Origin of the sequence: Streptococcus mitis, from assembly GCF_047459985.1 — a bacterium.
Taxonomy (GTDB): domain Bacteria; phylum Bacillota; class Bacilli; order Lactobacillales; family Streptococcaceae; genus Streptococcus; species Streptococcus mitis_DZ.
The window spans coordinates 1-23,916 of sequence record NZ_JASHHD010000005.1 but is presented as its reverse complement, the minus strand read 5'-3'; the positions used below and the strand labels follow the sequence as shown (position 1 = coordinate 23,916).

General features: G+C 40.1%; 26 protein-coding genes and 5 pseudogenes. 30 read left to right on the top strand and 1 reads right to left on the bottom strand.

Annotation, left to right across the window (positions count from 1 at the left end; genetic code table 11):
- The first annotated feature begins 38 nt into the window (after positions 1 to 38).
- From QM959_RS04470 to QM959_RS04325, 30 genes and pseudogenes are all read left to right on the top strand, one after another.
- On the top strand, positions 39 to 743 hold the full coding sequence (locus tag QM959_RS04470; RefSeq protein WP_414371661.1) for a lysostaphin resistance A-like protein: 705 nt from the start codon (positions 39 to 41) through the stop codon (positions 741 to 743).
- A gap of 41 nt (positions 744 to 784) precedes the next feature.
- Complete coding sequence (gene blpZ, locus QM959_RS04465; RefSeq protein WP_414371659.1) at positions 785 to 1,033, top strand: immunity protein BlpZ; 249 nt, start codon at positions 785 to 787, stop codon at positions 1,031 to 1,033.
- A 30-nt stretch (positions 1,034 to 1,063) separates the two neighbouring features.
- Entirely contained in the window at positions 1,064 to 1,675 is a 612-nt protein-coding gene (locus QM959_RS04460) for a lysostaphin resistance A-like protein (protein WP_414371657.1), read from the top strand.
- 161 nt (positions 1,676 to 1,836) lie between these two features.
- Positions 1,837 to 2,631, top strand: coding sequence for a cell cycle regulator CcrZ (ccrZ, locus tag QM959_RS04455; RefSeq protein WP_414371655.1), 795 nt, complete (start codon positions 1,837 to 1,839; stop codon positions 2,629 to 2,631).
- On the top strand, positions 2,628 to 3,263 hold the full coding sequence (gene trmB, locus QM959_RS04450) for a tRNA (guanosine(46)-N7)-methyltransferase TrmB (protein ID WP_001266102.1): 636 nt from the start codon (positions 2,628 to 2,630) through the stop codon (positions 3,261 to 3,263). Before ccrZ ends, trmB begins: the two co-directional genes overlap by 4 nt.
- Positions 3,264 to 3,389: 126 nt before the next feature.
- Entirely contained in the window at positions 3,390 to 3,869 is a 480-nt protein-coding gene (gene rimP / locus QM959_RS04445) for a ribosome maturation factor RimP (RefSeq protein ID WP_414371773.1), read from the top strand.
- Positions 3,870 to 3,910: 41 nt separating this feature from the next.
- The gene (gene nusA, locus QM959_RS04440) at positions 3,911 to 5,047 is read left to right on the top strand and encodes a transcription termination factor NusA (RefSeq protein ID WP_247934950.1); all 1,137 of its coding nucleotides are present in this window, start codon (positions 3,911 to 3,913) and stop codon (positions 5,045 to 5,047) included.
- 21 nt (positions 5,048 to 5,068) lie between these two features.
- Positions 5,069 to 5,362, top strand: a complete 294-nt coding sequence (gene rnpM, locus QM959_RS04435) for an RNase P modulator RnpM (protein ID WP_000857560.1) — start codon at positions 5,069 to 5,071, stop codon at positions 5,360 to 5,362.
- The gene (locus tag QM959_RS04430; protein ID WP_033684789.1) at positions 5,355 to 5,654 is read left to right on the top strand and encodes a YlxQ-related RNA-binding protein; all 300 of its coding nucleotides are present in this window, start codon (positions 5,355 to 5,357) and stop codon (positions 5,652 to 5,654) included. Before rnpM ends, QM959_RS04430 begins: the two co-directional genes overlap by 8 nt.
- A gap of 16 nt (positions 5,655 to 5,670) precedes the next feature.
- Positions 5,671 to 8,472, top strand: a complete 2,802-nt coding sequence (gene infB / locus QM959_RS04425; RefSeq protein WP_414371652.1) for a translation initiation factor IF-2 — start codon at positions 5,671 to 5,673, stop codon at positions 8,470 to 8,472.
- 250 nt (positions 8,473 to 8,722) lie between these two features.
- Entirely contained in the window at positions 8,723 to 9,073 is a 351-nt protein-coding gene (rbfA, locus tag QM959_RS04420) for a 30S ribosome-binding factor RbfA (RefSeq protein ID WP_414371650.1), read from the top strand.
- A gap of 95 nt (positions 9,074 to 9,168) precedes the next feature.
- Positions 9,169 to 9,402, top strand: a complete 234-nt coding sequence (locus QM959_RS04415; protein WP_000368739.1) for a DUF1858 domain-containing protein — start codon at positions 9,169 to 9,171, stop codon at positions 9,400 to 9,402.
- On the top strand, positions 9,402 to 10,736 hold the full coding sequence (locus tag QM959_RS04410; protein ID WP_414371648.1) for a DUF438 domain-containing protein: 1,335 nt from the start codon (positions 9,402 to 9,404) through the stop codon (positions 10,734 to 10,736). The genes QM959_RS04415 and QM959_RS04410 overlap by 1 nt, the downstream gene beginning before the upstream one ends.
- 9 nt (positions 10,737 to 10,745) lie before the next feature.
- Positions 10,746 to 11,000, top strand: coding sequence for a DUF1912 family protein (locus QM959_RS04405; RefSeq protein ID WP_000119707.1), 255 nt, complete (start codon positions 10,746 to 10,748; stop codon positions 10,998 to 11,000).
- Positions 11,001 to 11,095: 95 nt separating this feature from the next.
- Positions 11,096 to 11,490 (top strand): annotated as a pseudogene (locus tag QM959_RS04400) (helicase).
- A 356-nt stretch (positions 11,491 to 11,846) separates the two neighbouring features.
- The gene (locus QM959_RS04395; protein WP_414371646.1) at positions 11,847 to 12,407 is read left to right on the top strand and encodes a GNAT family N-acetyltransferase; all 561 of its coding nucleotides are present in this window, start codon (positions 11,847 to 11,849) and stop codon (positions 12,405 to 12,407) included.
- Complete coding sequence (locus tag QM959_RS04390; RefSeq protein WP_414371771.1) at positions 12,407 to 12,985, top strand: AAA family ATPase; 579 nt, start codon at positions 12,407 to 12,409, stop codon at positions 12,983 to 12,985. The genes QM959_RS04395 and QM959_RS04390 overlap by 1 nt, the downstream gene beginning before the upstream one ends.
- Positions 12,978 to 15,629, top strand: a complete 2,652-nt coding sequence (locus QM959_RS04385; protein ID WP_414371644.1) for a valine--tRNA ligase — start codon at positions 12,978 to 12,980, stop codon at positions 15,627 to 15,629. The genes QM959_RS04390 and QM959_RS04385 overlap by 8 nt, the downstream gene beginning before the upstream one ends.
- 12 nt (positions 15,630 to 15,641) lie before the next feature.
- Positions 15,642 to 15,794, top strand: coding sequence for an AAA family ATPase (locus QM959_RS04380; RefSeq protein WP_414371642.1), 153 nt, complete (start codon positions 15,642 to 15,644; stop codon positions 15,792 to 15,794).
- An 89-nt stretch (positions 15,795 to 15,883) separates the two neighbouring features.
- Positions 15,884 to 16,294 (top strand): hypothetical protein, encoded by a 411-nt coding sequence (locus QM959_RS04375; protein WP_414371640.1) that lies wholly within the window; start codon positions 15,884 to 15,886, stop codon positions 16,292 to 16,294.
- The gene (locus tag QM959_RS04370; protein WP_414371769.1) at positions 16,291 to 17,112 is read left to right on the top strand and encodes an AAA family ATPase; all 822 of its coding nucleotides are present in this window, start codon (positions 16,291 to 16,293) and stop codon (positions 17,110 to 17,112) included. Before QM959_RS04375 ends, QM959_RS04370 begins: the two co-directional genes overlap by 4 nt.
- On the top strand, positions 17,102 to 18,058 hold the full coding sequence (locus QM959_RS04365; protein ID WP_414371638.1) for a hypothetical protein: 957 nt from the start codon (positions 17,102 to 17,104) through the stop codon (positions 18,056 to 18,058). Before QM959_RS04370 ends, QM959_RS04365 begins: the two co-directional genes overlap by 11 nt.
- A gap of 51 nt (positions 18,059 to 18,109) precedes the next feature.
- A pseudogene (locus tag QM959_RS04360) lies at positions 18,110 to 18,250 on the top strand (DNA cytosine methyltransferase); the annotation flags it as partial.
- 164 nt (positions 18,251 to 18,414) lie between these two features.
- Entirely contained in the window at positions 18,415 to 19,209 is a 795-nt protein-coding gene (locus QM959_RS04355; protein WP_414371637.1) for a Fic family protein, read from the top strand.
- A gap of 119 nt (positions 19,210 to 19,328) precedes the next feature.
- Positions 19,329 to 19,487: pseudogene (locus QM959_RS04350) on the top strand (IS3 family transposase); the annotation flags it as partial.
- Positions 19,484 to 20,188, top strand: a pseudogene (locus QM959_RS04345) (DEAD/DEAH box helicase); the annotation flags it as partial. The pseudogenes QM959_RS04350 and QM959_RS04345, both read left to right, overlap by 4 nt.
- Positions 20,189 to 20,565: 377 nt before the next feature.
- Entirely contained in the window at positions 20,566 to 20,739 is a 174-nt protein-coding gene (locus tag QM959_RS04340) for a hypothetical protein (RefSeq protein ID WP_414371776.1), read from the top strand.
- A gap of 118 nt (positions 20,740 to 20,857) precedes the next feature.
- Complete coding sequence (locus QM959_RS04335) at positions 20,858 to 21,433, top strand: TetR/AcrR family transcriptional regulator (RefSeq protein WP_414371635.1); 576 nt, start codon at positions 20,858 to 20,860, stop codon at positions 21,431 to 21,433.
- The gene (locus tag QM959_RS04330; RefSeq protein WP_414371634.1) at positions 21,430 to 22,110 is read left to right on the top strand and encodes an ABC transporter ATP-binding protein; all 681 of its coding nucleotides are present in this window, start codon (positions 21,430 to 21,432) and stop codon (positions 22,108 to 22,110) included. Before QM959_RS04335 ends, QM959_RS04330 begins: the two co-directional genes overlap by 4 nt.
- Positions 22,111 to 22,113: 3 nt before the next feature.
- Positions 22,114 to 23,259 carry an FtsX-like permease family protein gene (locus tag QM959_RS04325; RefSeq protein WP_414371633.1) on the top strand — a complete coding sequence of 382 codons (1,146 nt, stop codon included), beginning with the start codon at positions 22,114 to 22,116 and terminating at the stop codon, positions 23,257 to 23,259.
- Positions 23,260 to 23,792: 533 nt separating this feature from the next.
- Here the strand turns inward: QM959_RS04325 and QM959_RS04320 are convergent.
- Positions 23,793 to 23,916, bottom strand: a pseudogene (locus tag QM959_RS04320) (IS30 family transposase); the annotation flags it as partial.

The window sequence follows — 23,916 nt, the reverse complement described above, 5'->3', positions numbered from 1 at the left end:
GAGGTCATCCTGTCTTGTAGATAGTGGGGAGGATTTCTATGAAAAAGTATCAGCTTCTCTTCAAAATAAGTGCAGTCTTGTCTTACTTATTTTTCGTATTTGGCCTTTCTCAGCTAACGCTTATAGTCCAAAATTATTGGCAATTTTCTTCTCAGATAGGAAATTTCTTCTGGATTCGAAATATCTTGAGTTTGCTATTTAGCGGAGTCATGATTTGGATTCTGGTTAAGACAGGCCATGGCTATCTCTTTCATATTCCAAGAAAAAAATGGCTTTGGTATTCGATTTTGACAGTATTAGTGGTAGTGCTCCAGCTCTCTTTTAACGTTATCTCTTTTAACGTTCAGACAGCTAAACATGTTCAGTCAACTGCTGAAGGTTGGGCCGTATTGATTAGTTATAGTGGGACCAACTTTGCCGAGCTAGGTATCTATATAACTTTGTTCTTTCTAGTGCCACTGATGGAAGAATTGATCTATAGGGGTTTGTTGCAACATGCTTTCTTTAAACATTCGCGATTTGGCCTTGATTTGCTTCTTCCTTCCATTTTGTTTGCTCTTCCTCATTTTTCAATCCTGCCTAGTTTGTTAGATATTTTCATTTTTACAACATTTGGAATCATTTTTGCTGGTTTGACTCGCTATACCAAGAGCATTTATCCATCCTATGCGGTGCATGTGATTAATAATATTGTAGCGACTTTACCATTTTTGCTCACTTTTCTACATAGGGTCTTGGGGTAAAAAATCAAAAGGCTTGCTTTTCAGTCATAGAGGAGGTTATCATGTATAAACACTTATTTTTTCTAGATTCAAAAACTTTGGACTGGTTGACACCCTATATTCTAGTCTTGGCTTCTGACACCATTGCCTTCAATGTTTTTGTGCTAACCTTTGTATCTGTGGTGGTCTTTTATTTCCTAAATCCCATGCTAGCTTTGATGGCTATCTTCTTAGGAGCTGGCTATGTGGTTGGATTTTGGTTACTAAAATGGTTTGTTTTGGAAAGACTAGCACTAAAGGATGACTTGTAGGGAAGTCTGTTTGGTGAGGAGGATTGTTTTATGGAGTTCTTTGATAAATTTCATGCCTTTTGTTTTGGATTTTTAGTATTACTAATCGTCATTACAGTTCCTTATACGATTAACCACGGGGATTTTTTTCAAAATGAATCTGCATTGATTATTGTAAGTTTTCTAGTAACCTCGCTGAGTGTTGCTTATGCTAGAAAGTTTGAAATGATTTCTTTTGGGATGTTAAGTAAGAAAGAACTTTTGCTTTTCGTTGTAATCTTTCTTCTAAGTGTACTTGAGACGCTGGTTTATATTCATTTTTTTGCTATTTCTTCTGGCGCAGGAGTTCAACACTTGGCGGAAGTCAGCAGAGGAATTTCTCTGTCTTTGATTTTGACTTCCTCAGTTTTTGGACCTATCCAGGAGGAACTCATTTTCAGAGGACTTCTTCAAGGTGCGGTTTTTGACAATTCTTGGTTAGGGCTTGTGCTAACTTCCTCTCTCTTTTCTTTCATGCATGGACCTTCTAATGTCCCTTCGTTTATTTTTTATCTACTTGGGGGCTTGTTACTGGGCTTTGCTTATAAAAAGAGCCAAAACCTATGGGTTTCTACTCTAGTTCACATGTTTTACAATGCTTGGCCACTCTTATATTATTTATAAAAATCATGAAAAGGTAAGCAGAAGACAGTGCTTGCCTTTTCAAGCTATAATGATAGCCCGAGCTAATCCAGATGCTTTTCTTTGAGAATCGGGTGTGGAGCGGTTGACGAATAGGCCAAAAACTAGTAGAATAGTAAGGAAACTTTATACGGAGGAAAGAAATGGATTTGGGTGATAATGAGCTAACACTGACTCCCATACCTGGGAAAAGTGGCAAGGCTTATATGGGTAGCTATCCTGATGGGAAGCGTATCTTTGTAAAAATGAACACCTCTCCAATCCTACCTGGTCTAGCTAGAGAACAAATTGCTCCACAATTATTATGGAGTCGCCGTTTGGCAGATGGGCGTGATATGTGTGCTCAAGAATGGTTGACAGGCAAGATATTGACCCCCTATGATATGAATCGTAAGCAAATCGTCAATATTTTAACCCGCCTACATCGCTCACGTCCTTTGATGACACAGTTGAGTCGTTTGGGCTATGCCATGGAAACACCTGTAGACTTACTACAGTCTTGGCAAGAAACGGCTCCAGATGCTTTGCGTAAAAATCATTTTATCAGTGAAGTGATGGCTGATTTACGTCAGACTATTCCAGGATTTAGAGAGGACCATGCGACCATTGTCCATGGAGATGTACGACATAGTAATTGGATTGAGACAGATAGTGGCTTGATTTATTTGGTAGATTGGGATTCGGTTCGCTTGACCGACCGCATGTTTGATGTGGCTCATATGCTCTGCCATTATATTCCAGAACATCAGTGGAAGGAATGGTTGACCTACTACGGTTACAAGTACAATCAAACGGTATTAAATAAATTGTATTGGTACGGTCAATATTCTTATTTGAGCCAGATTTCCAAGTATTATATGAACCAAGATTTAGAAAATGTCAATCGGGAGATCCATGGCTTGCGTCACTTCCGAGACAAGTATGGAAAGAGAAGATGAGAGTTAGAAATCGTAAAGGGGCGACAGAATTACTAGAGGCAAATCCCCAGTATGTAGTCCTCAATCCCTTAGAAGCTAAGGGAAAATGGCGGGACTTGTTTGGCAATAACAATCCCATTCATGTAGAAGTTGGAAGTGGAAAGGGTGCCTTTGTTTCAGGTATGGCCAAACAAAATCCTGACATCAACTATATCGGGATTGATATTCAAAAGTCTGTTTTGAGCTACGCTTTGGACAAGGTGCTTGAAGTTGGAGTGCCTAACATCAAGCTCTTGTGGGTAGATGGTTCTGACTTGACTGACTATTTTGAAGATGGTGAGATTGATCGCTTGTATCTGAACTTTTCAGATCCATGGCCAAAAAAACGCCATGAAAAGCGTCGTTTGACCTACAAGACCTTCTTGGATACCTTCAAGCGTATCTTGCCTGAAAATGGAGAAATTCATTTCAAGACGGATAACCGTGGCTTGTTTGAGTACAGCCTAGTGAGCTTTTCTCAGTATGGCATGAAGCTCAATGGTGTCTGGTTAGACTTACATGCCAGTGATTTTGAAGGCAATGTCATGACAGAATACGAGCAAAAATTTTCCAATAAGGGGCAAGTTATCTACCGAGTTGAGGCAGAATTTTAAGAAATAGCCTGAAATCAGGCTGTATAAGTGCTTTTGCTTTACATAAGTTGGCAAACGTGCTATACTAATAGTAAGAATATGAGAAAGAGAGGCGGGGAAATATCTTCGCCTCTTGCTTATGAGGAGGTGGATATAATCGCAACAATCGTAGAATTAGTCAGAGAAGTTGTAGAACCTGTCATCCAAGCACCTTTCGAACTCGTGGATATCGAGTATGGAAAGATTGGCAGTGACATGATTCTCAGTATTTTTGTAGATAAACCTGAAGGAATTACCTTGAATGACACGGCAGACTTGACAGAAATTATCAGCCCTGTCCTAGACACTATCAAGCCAGATCCCTTCCCAGAACAATATTTCCTAGAAATCACCAGTCCAGGCTTGGAGCGTCCTTTGAAAACCAAGGATGCTGTTGCTGGGGCGGTTGGGAAATACATCCATGTCGGGCTCTACCAAGCCATCGATAAGCAAAAGGTCTTTGAAGGAACCTTGTTGTCCTTTGAAGAGGATGAGTTGACTATGGAATATATGGATAAAACTCGCAAGAAAACAGTCCAAATTCCATATAACTTGGTATCAAAAGCACGTTTAGCAGTAAAATTATAGAAAGAAAGGATAGCTTTTGAGAATTCAAAAGTAAAAAGAACATGAGTAAAGAAATGCTAGAGGCCTTCCGCATTTTGGAAGAAGACAAGGGAATCAAGAAAGAAGATATCATCGACGCAGTAGTAGAATCACTTCGTTCTGCTTACCGTAGACGCTATGGTCAATCTGATAGTGTAGCTATTGATTTCAACGAAAAGACAGGGGACTTTACTGTCTATACTGTCCGTGAAGTTGTTGATGAAGTATTTGATAGCCGTTTAGAAATCAGCTTGAAAGATGCTCTTGCCATCAATTCAGCCTATGAACTTGGTGATAAAATCAAGTTTGAAGAAGCACCTGCTGAGTTTGGTCGTGTAGCAGCCCAATCTGCCAAACAAACCATCATGGAAAAAATGCGCAAGCAAACACGTGCCATCACTTACAATACTTACAAAGAGCATGAGCAAGAAATCATGTCTGGTACAGTAGAACGCTTTGACAACCGCTTTATCTATGTCAACCTTGGTAGCATCGAAGCCCAATTGTCAAAACAAGACCAAATCCCTGGAGAAGTCTTTGCTTCTCATGATCGTATTGAAGTTTATGTCTACAAGGTTGAAGACAACCCTCGTGGTGTCAACGTCTTTGTTAGCCGTAGCCATCCAGAAATGATCAAACGTTTGATGGAACAAGAAATTCCAGAAGTTTATGATGGAACTGTTGAAATCATGAGCGTGGCTCGTGAAGCAGGTGACCGTACTAAGGTTGCCGTTCGCAGTCATAATCCAAACGTGGATGCTATCGGTACAATTGTTGGACGCGGTGGTGCTAATATCAAGAAGATTACTAGTAAATTCCACCCCGCTCGCTATGATGCAAAGAGCGACCGTATGGTGCCAATCGAAGAAAATATCGATGTTATCGAGTGGGTAGCAGATCCAGCTGAATTTATCTACAATGCCATCGCTCCTGCTGAGGTTGACCAAGTTATCTTTGACGAAAACGACAGCAAACGTGCCTTGGTTGTTGTACCTGATAACAAGCTTTCTCTTGCCATCGGTCGTCGTGGGCAAAACGTTCGTTTGGCAGCTCACTTGACTGGTTACCGTATTGATATCAAGTCTGCTAGCGAATTTGAAGCCATGGAAGAAGCTGCTTCAGTAGAGTTGGAAGCAGAAAACGATACTATCGAAGAATAAAAGTTGCTAGAGGAGGGAAAGATGAAAACAAGAAAAATCCCTTTGCGCAAGTCTGTTGTATCTAACGAAGTGATTGATAAGCGTGATTTGCTCCGCATTGTCAAAAACAAGGAAGGACAAGTCTTTATTGATCCGACAGGCAAGGCCAATGGCCGTGGCGCTTATATCAAGCTAGACAATGCAGAAGCCCTAGAGGCCAAAAAGAAGAAAGTCTTTAACCGCAGCTTTAATATGGAAGTTGAAGAAAGCTTTTATGACGAGTTGATCGCTTATGTGGATCACAAAGTGAAAAGAAGAGAGTTAGGACTTGAATAAGCAAAAGATAAGCAATCTCTTGGGACTCGCTCAGCGAGCAGGGCGGATTATATCGGGTGAAGAATTAGTGGTCAAAGCCATTCAAGATGGCAAGGCCAAGTTAGTCTTTCTAGCCCATGATGCTGGCCCCAATTTGACCAAGAAGATTCAAGATAAAAGTCAGTATTATCAAGTAGAAATTGTAACCGTGTTTTCAACACTGGAATTAAGCATAGCAGTCGGAAAATCAAGAAAGGTTTTGGCTGTAACAGATGCTGGATTTACAAAGAAAATGAGGTCTCTTATGGAATAGAAGAGGAGGACATGATTTGTCTAAGAAAAGATTGTACGAAATCGCAAAAGAACTTGGAAAAGAAAGTAAAGAAGTTGTAGCGCGTGCAAAAGAGTTGGGCTTGGATGTGAAAAGCCACTCATCAAGTGTGGAAGAAGCTGTCGCTGCAAAAATCGCTGCCAGCTTTAAGTCTGCAGCTGCTCCGAAAGCAGAAGCAAAACCTGCAGTACCAAAAGCAAGTGCAGAAAAGAAAGCCGAGAAATCTGAGCCAGCAAAACCAGCTGTGCCTAAGGAAGAGGCAAAACCAGCTGAGCCAGTTGCTCCTAAAACAGAAAAAGTAGTAGCTAAACCGCAAAGCCGTAATTTCAAGGCTGAGCGTGAAGCCCGTGCTAAAGAGCAGGCAGAACGACGCAAGCAAAATAAGGGCAATAACCGTGATCAACAACAAAACGGAAACCGTCAGAAAAACGATGGCCGTAATGGTGGAAAACAAGGTCAAGGCAACCGCGACAATCGTCGCTTTAATGACCAAGCTAAGAAACAGCAAGGTCAGCAAAATCGAGGAAACGATCGCCGTCAACAAGAGGACAAACGTCCAAATCAAGCGGCTCCACGTATTGACTTTAAAGCCCGTGCAGCAGCCCTAAAAGCAGAGCAAAATGCAGAGTACGCTCGTTCAAGTGAGGAACGCTTCAAGCAGTATCAGGCTGCTAAAGAAGCCTTGGCACAAGCTAACAAACGCAAGGAACCAGAGGAAATCTTTGAAGAAGCTGCTAAATTAGCTGAACAAGCGCAACAAGCACAGCAAGTTCAAGCAGTGGTTGAAACAGCTCCTGTGCAAAAAGAAGCTGCAGTGGATACACGTCGTAAAAAACAAGCTCGACCAGACAAAAATCGTGACGATTACGATCACGAAGAAGATGGTCCTAGAAAACAACAAAAGAATCGAAGTAGTCAAAATCAAGTGAGAAATCAAAAAAATAGTAATTGGAATAACAACAAAAAGAACAAAAAAGGCAATAACAAGAACAACCGTAATCAGGCTCCAAAACCTGTTACAGAGCGTAAATTCCATGAATTGCCAACAGAATTTGAATATACAGATGGTATGACTGTTGCGGAAATCGCAAAACGAATCAAACGTGAACCAGCTGAAATCGTTAAGAAACTTTTCATGATGGGTGTCATGGCCACACAAAACCAATCCTTGGATGGGGAAACAATCGAACTCCTCATGGTGGATTATGGTATCGAAGCCAAACAAAAGGTTGAAGTGGATAATGCGGACATTGAACGTTTCTTCGTAGAAGATGGATATCTGAATGAAGACAAGTTAGTTGAACGTCCACCAGTTGTAACTATCATGGGACACGTTGACCATGGTAAAACAACCCTTTTGGATACCCTACGTAATTCTCGTGTCGCTACAGGAGAAGCAGGTGGTATCACCCAGCATATTGGTGCCTACCAAATCGTTGAAAATGGCAAGAAGATTACCTTCCTTGATACACCAGGACACGCGGCCTTTACATCAATGCGTGCGCGTGGTGCTTCTGTTACCGATATTACTATCTTGGTCGTAGCGGCAGATGACGGGGTTATGCCTCAGACAATTGAAGCCATCAACCACTCAAAAGCAGCCAACGTTCCAATCATCGTAGCCATCAACAAGATTGATAAACCAGGTGCCAACCCAGAACGCGTTATTGGTGAATTGGCAGAGCATGGGGTTATGTCAACCGCCTGGGGTGGAGATTCTGAATTTGTTGAAATCTCGGCTAAATTCAACCAAAATATCGAAGAATTGCTGGAAACAGTCCTTCTTGTGGCTGAAATCCAAGAACTCAAGGCAGACCCAACAGTTCGTGCTATCGGTACAGTTATCGAAGCGCGCTTGGATAAAGGAAAAGGTGCGGTTGCAACCCTTCTTGTTCAACAAGGTACCTTGAATGTCCAAGACCCAATCGTTGTTGGAAATACCTTCGGTCGTGTCCGTGCTATGACTAATGACCTTGGACGTCGTGTGAAGGTAGCAGGCCCATCAACCCCAGTGTCAATCACAGGTTTGAACGAAGCACCGATGGCGGGTGACCACTTTGCCGTTTATGAAGATGAAAAATCTGCGCGTGCAGCAGGTGAAGAACGTGCCAAACGTGCCCTTATGAAACAACGTCAAGCTACCCAACGTGTCAGCCTTGAAAACCTATTTGATACGCTTAAAGCTGGTGAACTCAAATCAGTTAACGTTATCATCAAGGCCGACGTACAAGGTTCTGTTGAAGCCCTTTCTGCCTCACTTCAAAAAATCGATGTGGAAGGTGTTAAAGTTACCATCGTCCACTCAGCGGTCGGTGCCATCAACGAATCAGACGTGACACTTGCCGAAGCTTCAAATGCCTTTATCGTTGGTTTCAACGTACGCCCTACGCCACAAGCTCGTCAACAAGCAGAAGCTGACGATGTGGAAATCCGTCTCCACAGCATTATCTACAAGGTTATTGAAGAGATGGAAGAAGCCATGAAGGGTATGCTCGATCCAGAATTCGAAGAAAAAGTTATCGGTGAAGCAGTTATTCGTGAAACCTTCAAGGTGTCTAAAGTGGGAACTATCGGTGGATTCATGGTTATCAACGGTAAGGTTACCCGTGACTCTAAAGTCCGTGTAATCCGTGACGGTGTCGTTATCTATGACGGCGAACTCGCAAGCTTGAAACACTACAAAGACGACGTCAAAGAAGTTACAAACGGTCGCGAAGGTGGATTGATGATCGATGGCTACAATGATATCAAGACTGATGATGTGATTGAGGCTTACGTCATGGAAGAAATCAAGAGATAAGATTTTTTGCTCCTTTCTTAGGTGGTGAGGGACGCAAGCAAACCGATGTTTCATTGCTTATTTTTGAGCCTAGGGTCTCAAAAATCCCCTGTGATGGAACTGCTAAATCAGTTCCATCACTTTCACCACAGCGAAAGAAGCGGATGAGTTCAAATTGCACTTCGTTTCAATTTGAACTGAAAATCAATAAGTTTAAAAATAGCTAGGTCTGCTGGCCTAGCTTTTGGTTCAAATTAGAGAAAGGAATATCATGGCAAATCATTTCCGTACGGATCGTGTGGGCATGGAAATTAAGCGCGAAGTCAATGAGATTTTGCAAAAGAAAGTCCGTGATCCGCGTGTCCAAGGTGTGACCATCACAGATGTTCAGATGCTAGGTGATTTGTCTGTTGCCAAGGTTTACTACACCATTTTGAGTAGCCTTGCTTCAGATAATCAAAAAGCCCAAATCGGGCTTGAAAAAGCAACTGGTACCATCAAACGTGAACTTGGTCGCAATTTAAAATTGTACAAAATCCCAGATTTGACCTTCGTCAAAGACGAATCCATCGAGTATGGAAACAAGATTGACGAAATGCTACGCAATCTGGATAAAAACTAAAGAGAGGGGTTGCCCTCTTTTTTGGTATGTGCCAGTCCTCCTTATGGTATAATATAAGCAGTGAAATCATTTTAGAACATACAATGGAGGTCGTCATGGACAATATCATCGATGTGTCAATTCCTGTTGCAGAAGTGGTGGATAAGCATCCAGAAGTCTTGGAAATTCTAGTGGAGCTGGGGTTTAAACCTCTTGCTAATCCCTTAATGCGCAACACAGTTGGTCGTAAAGTATCGCTCAAACAGGGTTCTAAGCTTGAAGGAACTCCTATGGACAAGATTGTCCGCACGCTGGAAGCAAATGGCTACGAAGTGATTGGATTAGACTAATGGCAGATGAACGGATTCATGTCCTACGGGATATTTTGTTAGAATTGCACAACGGGGCCTCTCCCGAGTCGGTTCAGGAGCGTTTTGATGCGACCTTTACGGGCGTGTCAGCCATCGAGATTTCCCTCATGGAGCACGAGCTGATGAACTCAGACTCAGGTGTTACCTTTGAAGATGTTATGGAACTCTGTGATGTCCATGCCAATCTTTTTAAAAATGCTGTTAAGGGTGTCGAAGTAGAGGATACCGAGCACCCAGGTCACCCAGTTCGGATTTTCAAAGAAGAAAATCTGGCTCTCCGTGCGGCCTTGATTCGCATTCGGAGATTGTTAGATACCTATGAGTCTATTGAAGACGAGGAAATGCTTGCGGAGATGCGCAAGGGCTTGGTACGTCAGATGGGACTTGTGGGTCAATTTGACATCCATTACCAACGTAAAGAAGAACTCTTCTTTCCTATCATGGAGCGCTATGGACACGATTCACCTCCCAAAGTTATGTGGGGAGTGGATGATCAGATTAGGGAACTCTTTCAAATAGCTCTAATGACAGCCAAGTTACTACCAGAAGTGTCGATTAGCAGTGTAAAGGAAGCTTTTGAAGCATTTGCGACAGAGTTTGAAAGTATGATTTTTAAGGAAGAGTCCATCCTTCTCATGATTCTCCTTGAGTCCTTCACTCAGGATGACTGGCTTCAGATTGCGGAGGAGAGCGATGCCTATGGCTATGCTATCATCCGTCCGTCTGAGAAATGGGTTCCAGAACGTCAGCGATTTGTTGAGGAAAAGAGTGCAGAGGAGCCTGTACAGTTAGATACGGCAGAAGGTCAAGTTCAGCAAGTTATCGATACACCAGAAGGCCAGTTTACCATTACCTTTACCCCTAAGGAAAAGGAAGCAGTGCTGGACCGCCATAGCCAACAGGCTTTTGGCAATGGCTTTCTCTCAGTCGAGCAGGCCAACCTCATCCTCAATCACCTCCCTATGGAGATTACCTTTGTCAATAAAGACGACATTTTCCAGTATTACAATGACAATACGCCAGCTGATGAGATGATTTTCAAACGGACTCCGTCCCAAGTTGGGCGCAATGTCGAGTTATGTCATCCTCCAAAATATCTGGAGAAAGTCAAAACCATCATGCAAGGTCTTCGTGAAGGTAAAAAGGACAAGTATGAAATGTGGTTCAAGTCGGAGTCGCGAGGCAAGTTTGTCCATATCACCTATGCTGCGGTACACGATGAAAACGGGGAATTTCAAGGCGTGTTGGAGTATGTTCAGGATATTCAGCCCTACCGTGAGATTGATACGGACTATTTTCGTGGATTAGAATAAGGAGAATCAATGAGTTACGAACAAGAATTTATGAAGGAATTTGAGGCCTGGGTGAATACCCAGATCATGATCAACGACATGGCGCACAAGGAAAGTCAAAAAGTCTACGAGGAAGACCAGGACGAGCGTGCCAAAGATGCCATGATTCGCTACGAAAGCCGCTTGGATGCTTATCAGTTCTTGCTTGGTAAGTTTGAAAACTTCAAAGCAGGCAAGGGCTTCCATGACTTGCCAGAAGGCTTGTTTGGTGAGAGAAATTATTAAACGAGATAGATTCTTGATTTTTTACTAAAATCTTGATAGAATATTTATATTAAATCCTTGTCAGAACAGGGATTTTTTATTGAAAGGATTTTATCATGTCAAAGAAACTCAATCGTAAAAAACAATTACGAAATAGCCTCCGTCGTGTAGGTGCTTTTTCAAGCACTGTGACTAAGGTTGTAGAAGAGACAAAGAAAGTCGTGAAACGTGCCGAGAAGTCAGCAAGCGAAGCTGGTAAGGCTGTTTCTAAAAAAATTGAGCAAGCAGTAGAAGCTACCAAAGAGCAAGCTCAAAAAGTAGCCAATTCTGTTGAAGATTTTGCAGCAAACTTGGGTGGACTTCCACTTGACCGTGCCAAAACTTTCTATGATGAAGGAATCAAGTCTGCGTCAGATTTCAAAAATTGGACTGAAAAAGAACTCCTTGCCTTGAAAGGAATCGGCCCAGCTACCATCAAGAAATTAAAAGAAATGGCGTCAAGTTCAAGTAATCTTTCTTGAGCCTTGCATTTCCGTCAAAATCTTGCTACAATAGAGCCATTAGAGGTGTTTTGAATCCCACATTTTACAGAAAGTGGCGGTGCTGAGAAGTCCACAAATGTGTCAAAACTGGTTGCTGATGGATGAAAATGAAATAAATTTATGTCTTTTTGTTTCTGTTTAGGACTAGGTAGCGAGTTGCAGGCTGTATTCAATTACACCAAAGCGAGCTAACGACGTCATAGAGGAGAAACAAGAAGACGAGAGTTGCGGGCGTTGCCCGAATTTGGGTGGTACCGCGGATAACACATTCGTCCCTGTCATGTAGATGGCAGGGGCGATTTTTTGTAGAAAGCGAGGAAGAAGGATGACAAGAGCTGAGTTACCAGAACGATTAGAAACGGAACGGCTCATCTTGCGAGTTCGTACAGTGGCTGATGCAGAGAATATCCATGCCTACGCTAGTTTGCCGGAGGTTACCTACCCAGCAGGATTTCCACCCGTCAAGACCGTGGAAGATGAGATTTATTATCTAGAGCATATTCTTCCCGAGCGCAATCAAAAGGAAAATCTGCCAGCTGGCTATGGGATTGTCGTTAAAGGAACCGATAAAGTCATTGGTTCTGTTGACTTCAACCATCGCCATTCGGATGATGTGCTAGAGCTTGGCTACACCTTGCACCCAGACTATTGGGGTCTAGGTTATGTTCCAGAAGCAGCGTGTGCCTTGATTGACCTAGCTTTTAAAGAACTTGGTCTTCACAAGATAGAACTGGTCTGTTTTGGATACAATGTCCAAAGTCAACGCGTCGCTGAAAAACTTGGTTTCACTCTTGAAGCTCGTATAAGAGACCGTAAAGATGCTCAAGGTAACCGCTGTGACAGTCTGATATATGGTTTGCTGAAGAGTGAGTGGGAGGCGGATTGATGTATGTTTTCATTATTGGAGCACCAGCCTCAGGGAAAATGACCATTGGTCAGGAACTTTCGAAACTCACCGGTGCGACTCTCTTTTTCAACCATCAACCCATTGATTTTGCACTCGAAATCTATCAAGATTTTTCAGAGGAAATGTGGGAACTTGTTCGTAGAATTAACTTTTCTTTTCTTGAAACGAGTGCTAGATATCATCGATCGGTGATTTTAACAGGTGTAACTGATTTTTCAAATCAATACCATCTGATGTATTTGAAGGATATTCAAGATTTGTTAAATGAGTATCATCAAGAGATTCTTTTTGTCGAATTAGAAACGTCTCTTGAGGAGCGCTTACGTAGAAATCGAACGGAGAATCGGTTGAAATACAAACCCTTGAAACGGTATTTTGAAGTATCTGAAAGAGAAATTTTAGAAACTGATAAAACGAATCAACTTAATTCTCAAAAGCAACCGAGTGGTCTTTACCACTACCTTAAAATTGATAATACGAATCTGTCCGCAGAAAAAGTTGCAAAGCAGATTCAAGAAAAAATGAAAACAATAGAGAAAGGACAAACACATGTCTAAAGAACTTTCACCTAAATACAATCCAGCCGAGGTTGAGGCTGGTCGTTACCAAAAATGGCTTGATGAAGATGTTTTCAAGCCTTCAGGCGATCAAAAAGCTAAGCCATATTCTATCGTCATTCCACCACCAAACGTAACTGGTAAACTCCACCTCGGTCACGCTTGGGATACAACTTTGCAAGATATCATCATCCGTCAAAAACGCATGCAAGGTTTTGACACGCTTTGGCTTCCTGGTATGGACCACGCTGGGATTGCGACTCAGGCTAAGGTTGAGGAACGCTTGCGTGGTGAGGGCATTACGCGTTACGACCTTGGTCGTGAAAAATTCCTCGACAAGGTTTGGGAATGGAAAGACGAATATGCCACTACCATCAAGGAACAATGGGGCAAGATGGGGCTTTCTGTAGACTACTCTCGTGAGCGTTTCACTCTTGACGAAGGTTTGTCGAAAGCAGTTCGCAAGGTCTTTGTGGACCTTTACAAGAAAGGTTGGATCTACCGTGGTGAGTTTATCATCAACTGGGACCCAGCAGCTCGCACAGCCCTTTCTGATATCGAGGTAATCCACAAGGATGTTGAAGGTGCCTTCTACCACATGAACTACATGCTAGAAGACGGTTCACGCGCCCTTGAAGTTGCGACCACTCGTCCTGAGACTATGTTTGGGGACGTTGCAGTTGCGGTCAATCCAGAAGACCCACGCTACAAGGACTTGATTGGTAAAAATGTTATCCTTCCAATCGCTAATAAATTGATTCCAATCGTTGGAGACGAGCATGCAGATCCTGAGTTTGGTACTGGTGTCGTGAAAATCACGCCTGCCCACGATCCAAACGACTTCTTGGTTGGTCAACGCCATAACTTGCCACAAGTTAACGTCATGAACGATGACGGAACCATGAATGACTTGGCCTTTGAATTTGCTGGTATGGACCGCTTTGAAGCTCGTAAGGCTGTCGTTGCTAAGTTGGAAGAAATCGGTGCCCTCGTCAAAATCGAAAAACGTGTCCACAGTGTTGGTCACTCAGAACGTACAGGTGTCGTGGTTGAGCCACGCTTGTCTACGCAATGGTTCGTCAAGATGGACCAATTGGCGAAAAATGCCATTGCCAACCAAGACACAGAAGACAAGGTAGAATTCTACCCACCTCGTTTCAACGATACCTTCCTTCAATGGATGGAAAATGTCCATGACTGGGTAATCTCTCGTCAGCTCTGGTGGGGTCACCAAATCCCTGCTTGGTACAATGCTGAGGGGGAAATGTATGTCGGCGAAGAAGCTCCAGAAGGTGACGGATGGACTCAGGACGAAGACGTCTTGGATACGTGGTTCAGTTCTGCCCTCTGGCCATTCTCAACCATGGGCTGGCCTGATGTCGACTCAGAAGACTTCAAACGTTACTTCCCAACTTCAACCTTGGTAACAGGTTACGACATCATCTTCTTCTGGGTATCTCGTATGATCTTCCAATCATTGGAATTCACAGGTCGTCAGCCATTCCAAAACGTTCTTATCCACGGTCTCATTCGTGACGAGCAAGGACGCAAGATGTCGAAATCTCTCGGAAACGGAATTGACCCAATGGATGTCATCGAGAAATACGGTGCCGATGCCCTTCGTTGGTTCCTTTCAAACGGTTCTGCACCAGGTCAAGACGTGCGCTTCTCTTATGAGAAAATGGATGCGTCATGGAACTTCATTAACAAGATTTGGAACATATCTCGCTACATCCTCATGAACAATGAAAGCTTGACCCTTGAGCAAGCAACGGCTAATGTCGAAAAAGTTGTTAACAAGGAAGCTGGAAATGTCACTGACCGCTGGATCCTCCACAACCTCAATGAAACCATCGGCAAAGTTACTGAAAACTTTGACAAGTTTGAGTTTGGTGTAGCTGGACATATCCTCTACAACTTTATCTGGGACGAGTTTGCAGACTGGTACGTTGAGTTGACCAAGGAAGTCCTTTATAGCGATAACGAAGAAGAGAAAGTCATCACACGTTCGGTTCTCCTTTATACTTTGGACAAGATCCTTCGTCTCCTTCACCCAATCATGCCTTTCGTGACAGAGGAAATCTTTGGACAAATCTCAGAAGGTTCTATCGTCACAGCGGAATACCCAACTGTTAACCCAGCCTTTGAAGACCTTGCGGCTCACACTGGTGTGGAAAGCCTCAAAGACTTGATCCGTGCCGTTCGTAATGCGCGTGCAGAAGTAAACGTAGCTCCAAGCAAGCCTATCACCATCCTTGTTAAGACAAGCGATAGCGATTTGGAAACCTTCTTTAACAGCAATGTCAACTACATCAAACGCTTCACAAATCCAGAACACTTGGAAATCGCATCAACCATCCCTGCACCTGAACTCGCTATGTCAAGCGTCATCACAGGAGCAGAAATCTACTTGCCACTCGCTGACCTCCTCAATGTCGAAGAAGAACTCGCTCGTCTCGACAAGGAACTGACTAAATGGCAAAAAGAACTGGATATGGTCGGCAAGAAGCTCTCTAATGAACGCTTCGTAGCCAATGCCAAACCAGAAGTCGTCCAAAAAGAACGCGACAAACAAGCCGACTACCAAGCGAAATACGACGCGACCGTAGCACGTATTGATGAGATGAAGAAGTTGGTTAAATAAAGAAACACGGTGATGAGCCATGTTTTGATGAATGGAGATACAATGTTAAAAAACGTTACAATAAATAATCTATTTGATAAAGAGGATGTTAATATTGATTTTTCAAAGCGATCTGTAATAATTACTGGAGACAATGGTAATGGTAAAACTACGATTTTGATATAATCTATAATGTGTTGGTCGGAAATTATTATGCTCTTTATAAAATCAATTTTGAGAAAGCATTTATTAACTTTCAATCGGATTTTAAATATATGAATGAAATTAAAATTGAGCGAGAGAATAATAATAACTTTAAAAAAATGACTATTACTTATAGATCTAAAAAAGATTCATTAAAAATAAAGATAAATGCTTCAGGTATAAATAGTATTATTTCAGTCGAAAGTATAGAAAGGAATCAAGAAATACTATACAATGAGAAGTATAATGAAAATTTGCTCTATAATGATGATAGTCAAACTATATTGGAATTGTTGGAATCAATTCACGAAAATAAATTTAACACTAAGATAAGAGAAATTAATAAGTCGTTACTATATTTTCCAACATACAGGCGCATAGATTTAGATATTGAATCATACTTTACAAATCTATATGAACCTTCTATGATAAGTTTTTTTACGAGAGATCGTTCACTAACTAAAAAAAGTTCGGAACCATAGATAGAAGAGTAATTGGTATATCTAATACCGATATTGAAGATATTTTACGAGAATATACGAGAACTATAAATGAAATATCTTCCCAAAGCTTAGATAACCTACTAAAAAACTTTGCTAAGAACAGTATTTTAGGTATAAACAATGAAAAACTTGAGATCCAATTTTCTAATTTTTCAAAAAGATCAAATATATTAGATCAATTGAAAAATATTAATGATAGTTTGGATTTAAGAATATCTGATGAACAACTCACTAATATAGCAAAACAATTTGAAGAAAAACTATTATTTATGAAAAAAATAGGTGAGAATAAACCTAAATCGAAAGAAGAAATGAACGAAGTTATGAATCTGATTCTATCTTTACCGTTGATGCAAGTTTTTCAAAATTTACAAGAATTATATAAAAAATTCAGTCAAGAAATGAATTCAGAGTTAGAAAGTTTTGCCTATATTCAAGAAAACTTATTAGACTTTTCTGGTAATAGATTGAATTTAAACAGGACAGAGTTAAATGAATTCAATTTTTCAAAAGTAGGAACTGGTGTAGAAAAATTTAATGATTTTTCTACAGGAGAAAAACAATTAATAACATTTCTAGTATACTCCGCAATTGAACTCCCCAAAGATACACCCTCATTAATAATAATTGATGAACCTGAATTATCACTTCATGTAAAATGGCAACGTAAGCTCCTAAAAAATCTTTTAAAGAAAAATAATATTAAAATTTTATCAGCAACTCACTCTCCGTACATACTTAATAAGTTAGAGGTAGATTCTATGATTGTTAGAAAGCAGGAAGCAAATGAGTGTTAATACAATCAAAATCGGTAGTGCTATCCCTGAAATTATAGAAATTGATGATATTGCAGAAGATTATTTTGGTCTCCCGAAACCAAAGAAAATTTTAATTGTTGAAGGAGTTACAGATGCGATAGTCCTTGAAAACTATTTAGATTTAGAAAAAATACCTAAAAACTTCTCGATTCGTACAACGATTATGACAAATAAAAATAATCATTCGGGAAAAGATATTGCTTTGGAGTATTTTGATAAAAATAAAGACAATCAAGAAATCGTATTACTTTTAGATAGAGATTATGATTTTATATGTTCAACAGAGAGAACAGATGATGAAATAATGTATTACGATTACTATTCTCTTGAAAATTATTTTTTTGAAGAAAAAGTTCTAAAATTTGCATTAATAACAAATAACGTTCCTAAAGACCAGAGAGATAAAATATTACATTTTATAAATAGTGATAAACAAGAAATATTAAATCCTTTGATTGAATGTTCGAAATTACGTATTTTCAGAAAATATCATAAAGAGAAAAAAACACCTTTCCAATTAAATGAAGAAGAAATAATAAAATTCGCAAACTTTATAAAAAAATTGGACATAAAAGGTTGTATTCAAGGTAAAAATCCAAATTTAGCTGGTTCTAATTTTAAAGATAGATTACACACATATGTAAACCAATCTTTAGAAGATATTGACCCTAAGTTGTACCCACAAATACAGGATTTTATTTCATGTATTAAAATTTCTTATCCTACTACTCTAATAGAGTACTTTAAAACTTTTTTTAATGGTAAAGATTCTTTGAAATTTTTTGTAGAGTTACTATTTTACGAGGAGTTGATTAGTTCACACATTGGGCGTATATCTTCTCGAGATACATTGGAGAGTTATATTTTTCACTCAGACCTATATAAAAATAAAGTTCAGACGATTATAAATCGTTTTTCAGCTTAGTTTTAATTCTAACTATAAAATGATAATGTTTAGAAAGCAAGTTACTACACAACAAATCCTCTAAGTTCGAACCGCTCTGAGAAGTACAACATTGCAGCTTTCTTCTCAGGTGTTGGGGGAATTGAGTTGGGATTTGAACAGACCAACGAGTTCAGAGTGGTGTATGACAATGAGTTTGATAAGTATGCACGCTAGAATTATTCGTTTAATCAAACCATTCATCCAAAGGATATTCCAGATGAGTTCATGGGATGTTGGGTATAACTTATTGTGAATGCTTTTTATAATTTAAAATAGTTCCCAATAAATTTTACCATTTACCAATGACGCAGAAAAAGAATTGAGAGGACCTTTCTATGCAACCAACTTACAACATTGACAATCCAAACTTGTCTTATGAAGCTAAGCGTGATTTATGGCAAATCGGTTTTGGTCTACAGAAGGTTGATAATTTATTGCCATCAGCTTATATGGAATCTTTGGCTGAGAAGCAGGCCCGGGGTGAACTGACTTACGAGCAGGTTTATGAAGATGCAACGGCTTATCATCATACTATTGATGCAAGCACAGAGGAGGCAGACTTGGTTTCTCTTCGTATCGTGGAGTTATTATCTCGAAGAGGCTTTAGCTTCAGTCCTGCGACCTTACTTGCTATTCATAAGGAATTGTTTCAGGATATATTTGAACCCTCTATTCCAGTGGGGCAATTTCGTCAGACCAATATTACAAAGAATGAACCTGTTTTGAATGGTGAAAGTGTTGTGTACTCTGATTTCTCTATGATTCAAATGACCTTGGATTATGATTTTAATCAGGAAAAACAAGTCACATATGCGACACTAACCCCGGCGGATATGGTTAAACAAATTCAGAATTTTATTTCAGGAATCTGGCAGATTCATCCGTTTCGCGAAGGAAACACTCGGACGGTAACGGTATTTTTGATTCAGTATCTTCGTGAGTTTGGTTTTGATATTGATAATACACCATTTCAGCAACATGCCAAATATTTTCGTGATGCCTTGGTATTAGATAATGCAAAGATTTTACAGAGACGTCCTGAGTTTTTAACAGCTTTTTTTGAAAATCTCTTGCTTGGTGGTCAAAACGATCTGTCCTCAGAAAAGATGTATCTAGAACTCAATCTTTAAAAATTCTGATACTAAAATTTCAGGAGAAAATGAAGTAAATCTTTCTACAATAAAACGCATAGTATGAACTGCACCCTAAAAGTTAGACAGAAAAAATTTAACTTTTGGGGTGTTTTATTATGAAATTGAGTTATGAGGATAAAGTTCAGATCTATGAACTTAGAAAACAAGGATATAGCTTGGAGAAGTTTTCAAATAAATTTGGGATAAACAATTCTAATCTTAGGTACATGATTAAATTGATTGATCGTTACGGAATAGAATTCGTCAAAACAGGAGGATTTCGACTAGATTTACTTCTTTTGGTCATTTGGAAATTGAAAAGACCAAAGCGAGTAATTTTATACAGCTTAGTGATTGGATTGCTACAGACCCAGCGAGGAATCAGTTGATTCTCAAGGATATTCTAGCCCAAGTGGCAGAAGGACGGAATATCTTGGTTCTAGTCAATCGAATTCAACAGATGGATGCCTTTGAAAAGTTGTTGAAAGAGAAAAAAGTTGATAATTTTTATATTATTAGCGGACAAACCAAAATCCGAGAGAGAACAAGTTTATTGGAGGCGCTAGAACAGCTAGATAAAGGGTTTGTTTTGGTGTCTACTGGAAAATACATTGGCGAAGGTTTTGACTTACCTCAGCTAGACACGCTTATCTTGGCAGCACCCTTTTCTTGAAAAAATAATTTAATTCAGTATGCAGGCCGGATTCATCGAAACTACAAGGATAAGTCTTTGGTACGGATTTTCGATTATGTGGATATTCATGTTCCTTATTTAGAAAAGATGTTTCAGAAACGACAAGTAGCTTATCGAAAGATGGATTATCGTGCCATTGAGGATGAGGAGAAACAATTCGTTTATGTTGATAGTAGATATGAAAATGTGTTGAGGGAGGACTTATACTCTTCGAAAATCAAATTCAAACCACGTCAGCTTCACCTTGCCGTACTCAAGTACAGCCTGCGGCTAACTTCCTAGTTTGCTCTTTGATTTTCATTGAGTATTAGCTGGGGAAAAACAGGAATGTATACTTATTTTACCTTATGTGCACCAGACAAAACTGCTGAATTTTCTAAAAGAATTTAGGATTAGTCAAATTGAGATATGTATACCAGAGACTGTTGCAAACAAATTCTGGCTATCCCAGTTGAAGAGGCAGAAAATTAAAGTATCTTTTACTCAATCGAAAATAGTTACTCCTATTCTTTTGGTGAATAAGAGCATTGTTTGGTATGGTGCAATGCCATTATTAGGGAAGGTAGATGAAGTGACTGTATTACGGTTAGAATCAGCTAGTATAGTTTCTGAAATAGTCGCAGGATTACGATAGAGAAAATTTTTAAAAATTCCTATGTATGATTTTTATTTTGAAAGAACGAGAGGTCTTAACAGGTCAACGACTCAATGAGCTGGAAATCAAGGGTATTCGTTTGACTAAGTTTAAAAATGGGGAAATCGGTATTGCATTCATCTGGATTGATACCAAAAATCCACCCATCGATACCATCGGCTGGGTAGTAAAGAAATAAAAAGTTCGCTGTTTTTTTGTTTTGTGTTTTACAGTTTTTTCTTGACAAGTCTTTCTTTTTTATGGTATTCTTTTAGGTAACAAATGTTGCGCAACATATGTTGCGCGAAAGGAGTCTTATGCCACCCAAGGTTAAATTTAGTAAAGAGGCTATGATTGGGACAGCTTTACAATTGGTGAGAGAAGAGGGTCTGGCTAGTTTGACGGCTAGGGCATTAGCTGAGAAACTTGGAGCTACACCAAGAGTCATTTTTGGGCAATTTGCTAATATGTCTGAGTTACAAGCAGAAGTTATTGTTGCTGCGGAAATGGTAGTGGTGGAGTATATTCGCAAAGCCTTAGAAGATGAGAAGCCGTTTCGGTCTGTCGGGGTTGCTTATATTCTGTTCGCCTCAAAAGAGCCCCAACTTTTTCAATTGCTTTTCCAAAATCCTAGCAAAGATCCGATTCGTCGCTTTCAAGATTTTCTTCCCATGAAGGATCATAGTTACCAATTGGTTCTGGATTCGATTGTCGCAGACTATCCTTTGACGTTAGAGGAGGCTAGTCGCCTGTACCAGCATCTATTTATCTATTCACATGGCATGGCCTCTATGGTTGCTTCTGGTATTTATCAGTTCAGCATGGAAGAAGTGATTAGATTACTGACAGAAGTTTGTCAATCTCTCATTAAAGAAATGGTAGGAAAGAAATGATTCAACTAGAAAATGTTCACAAAAGCTACGGCCAAACCAAGGTTTTAAAAGGGATTGATTTGCAGATTCAAGACCAGGATGATGTGGTTATCCTAGGCCCTTCTGGATCAGGCAAGTCAACTCTCTTAAACGTATTATCCGGATTAGAAAAGGTAGATGAGGGGCATATCCTCATTAAAGGACAGGATTTATCGCAACTCACGGATGCGCAATTGACAGCCTTTAGACGTGAGAAGATAGCCTTTATTTTCCAGCAGTATTATTTATTGCCTAATCTAACTGTTAGACAAAATGTAAAGATGGGAGCCGACCTGGCAAACAATCATGATTTTTTGCAGATCATCGAGGATTTGGGACTTGGCGATAAGCTGGATAAGTACCCAAGTGAATTGTCTGGTGGGGAACAGCAGAGAGTGTCTATTGCTCGAGCCTTGGCCAAAAAGCCAGAGATTCTTTTCTTAGATGAGCCGACCGGGGCCTTGGATGAAGAAACAGGGCGCAAGATTCTCGACTATATCTGGAAGTTGAAGGAAAAGCTGGGCTTTACCCTAATTATGGTGACGCACAACCAAAATATTGCGAATATGGCAAGAACTGTTATTCGTGTCAATAGTGGCAAGATTACCGAATTTGTGACCAATGATCGACCTCAGACTGCCTATGAGATTGGATGGTAAGCCATGTTTTCAGTAAAAGATATTCGAAAATTAGTTGTCGTCAGTATTATTGGGGCTTGTGCAGTCTTTGTGGCCAATCTCTTCTTGAATTTTTATCTTGATATTGAGCAGTTGGAAATTTCTAAATCCAATCCGATGATTCAGACTTATTATGATGCCCAGGTTTCGCTATCTTGGATGGTGGCCATGGTCAGTGGGCTTGTCTTGTCCTTGACATCAATCCTTCTCATGTGTTTTTATATCAAACAATTTGTCGATGATCACAAGGAACAATTAGGAATTTTAAAGGCCTTGGGTTATAGCAATGGCCAGTTGGCTAAACGATTTTGGGCTTTTGGGCTCAGTTTTGGAGTTGGAGCGCTTCTTGGTTATTTAGCTTCCTTTCTCATGATGGGACATTTTTATGACTTCCGCAATGAGAAGGGGATTTTGCCAGAAATTACCATTCATTTTCATTGGCAACTCTTAGTTGCTTTGGTGATGCTGCCAACGACTTTCTTTATGGTTCTTGCGATTGGCTATGCTAGAAGACAACTACAAACGCCAGCCCTTCGCTTATTGAAAAAATCCCCAACACCAATCAAGGTCAAAAGGAGAAAGAGTGCTGCCACGAAAGAGAAATCCTTCCTAAAAGAGCTGTCTTCGTCGCTGATTTGGGGGAGAAAATCGATCTTGTTTTTTGTGGTCTTTGGCTCCATGTGCTTCGCGGCCATGGTTCAATTGTCCTTTGGACTAAGGGACTACACAGATGACGTCATCCAAACCATGATGATTATGATTGGCTTGATCCTTTCTTTCTCTATTCTCTTTTTGTCATTGGGGATTGTCGTCTCAGAAAGTCGCGAAACCTTGGCTTTGATGAAGGCCTTTGGCTACACCAATCGTGAATGCCAAAGTCATATTCTCGCTCCCTATCGTTTTTGGGCCTATCTAGGATTTGTTCTTGGAACGGCTTATCAATATGGTATTATGGAAATCCTGATCGGTGTGATCAAAGATACGATCCCAGAAAAGATTGAGCATCACTTTGATGGGATTGTGTGCTTTTGGACTTTGATCGGTTTTGCTGTGGTTTATGAAAGCCTCTTTTATCTATCCAACAGAAAACTCAAAAAACAAACGATTAAAGAAGTTCTCTTAGCCGAATAAATAGAGAAGGTTGGATTCTCCAGCCTTTTTCTTATGAAACTCATTAACAAGAGAAGGATTTTTCACTATTCTAGGGAAAATGAAATAAAGGAAAGAAAACGAAGTTACTGGCAGGACCTTAAATGATCTTTTTACTTGATTTGACGCAATAAATAATCCGTTATCTCTGTAGGAATCCTCTTGCAGTTTGTGGTTGGTATTGGAGTTGCAGCCTTGAGTTATAAATAAATCAATATACCTGTGGTCATGTTACACAGGCCTTTCAATTAGCTGAAATATTTGCTAAATTCCCAAACTAACTTCCATCGCCAATAAAAGTGGAAGTTAGTCTGATAAAAATCGTAAAAACCAGTGGAAATCCGTGTCAGGGTAAGTTCCACTGGTTTTACTAATGCTTGATTTCATCGTTTTTGTAGCCGAAAAGAATCGAAAAAAAGAGCGCACAAAATCCCCACATCTGAAAGCGTTTCAGATTAAGTTCCGCTATGGTGGAAGTTAGTGTGAGACGTTTGAATGGGGTTGAAGATTAATTTTTAGATCTTATGTTGGAGTAATTTAGACGACTGACAGACGTCTTCTGCAGGTATTTTAGAAATGCCGAGAAGCTTAGGAATTTCTTCTCCGTAAGTAAAAGCAAAGAGTTCATAGGCTGATTTT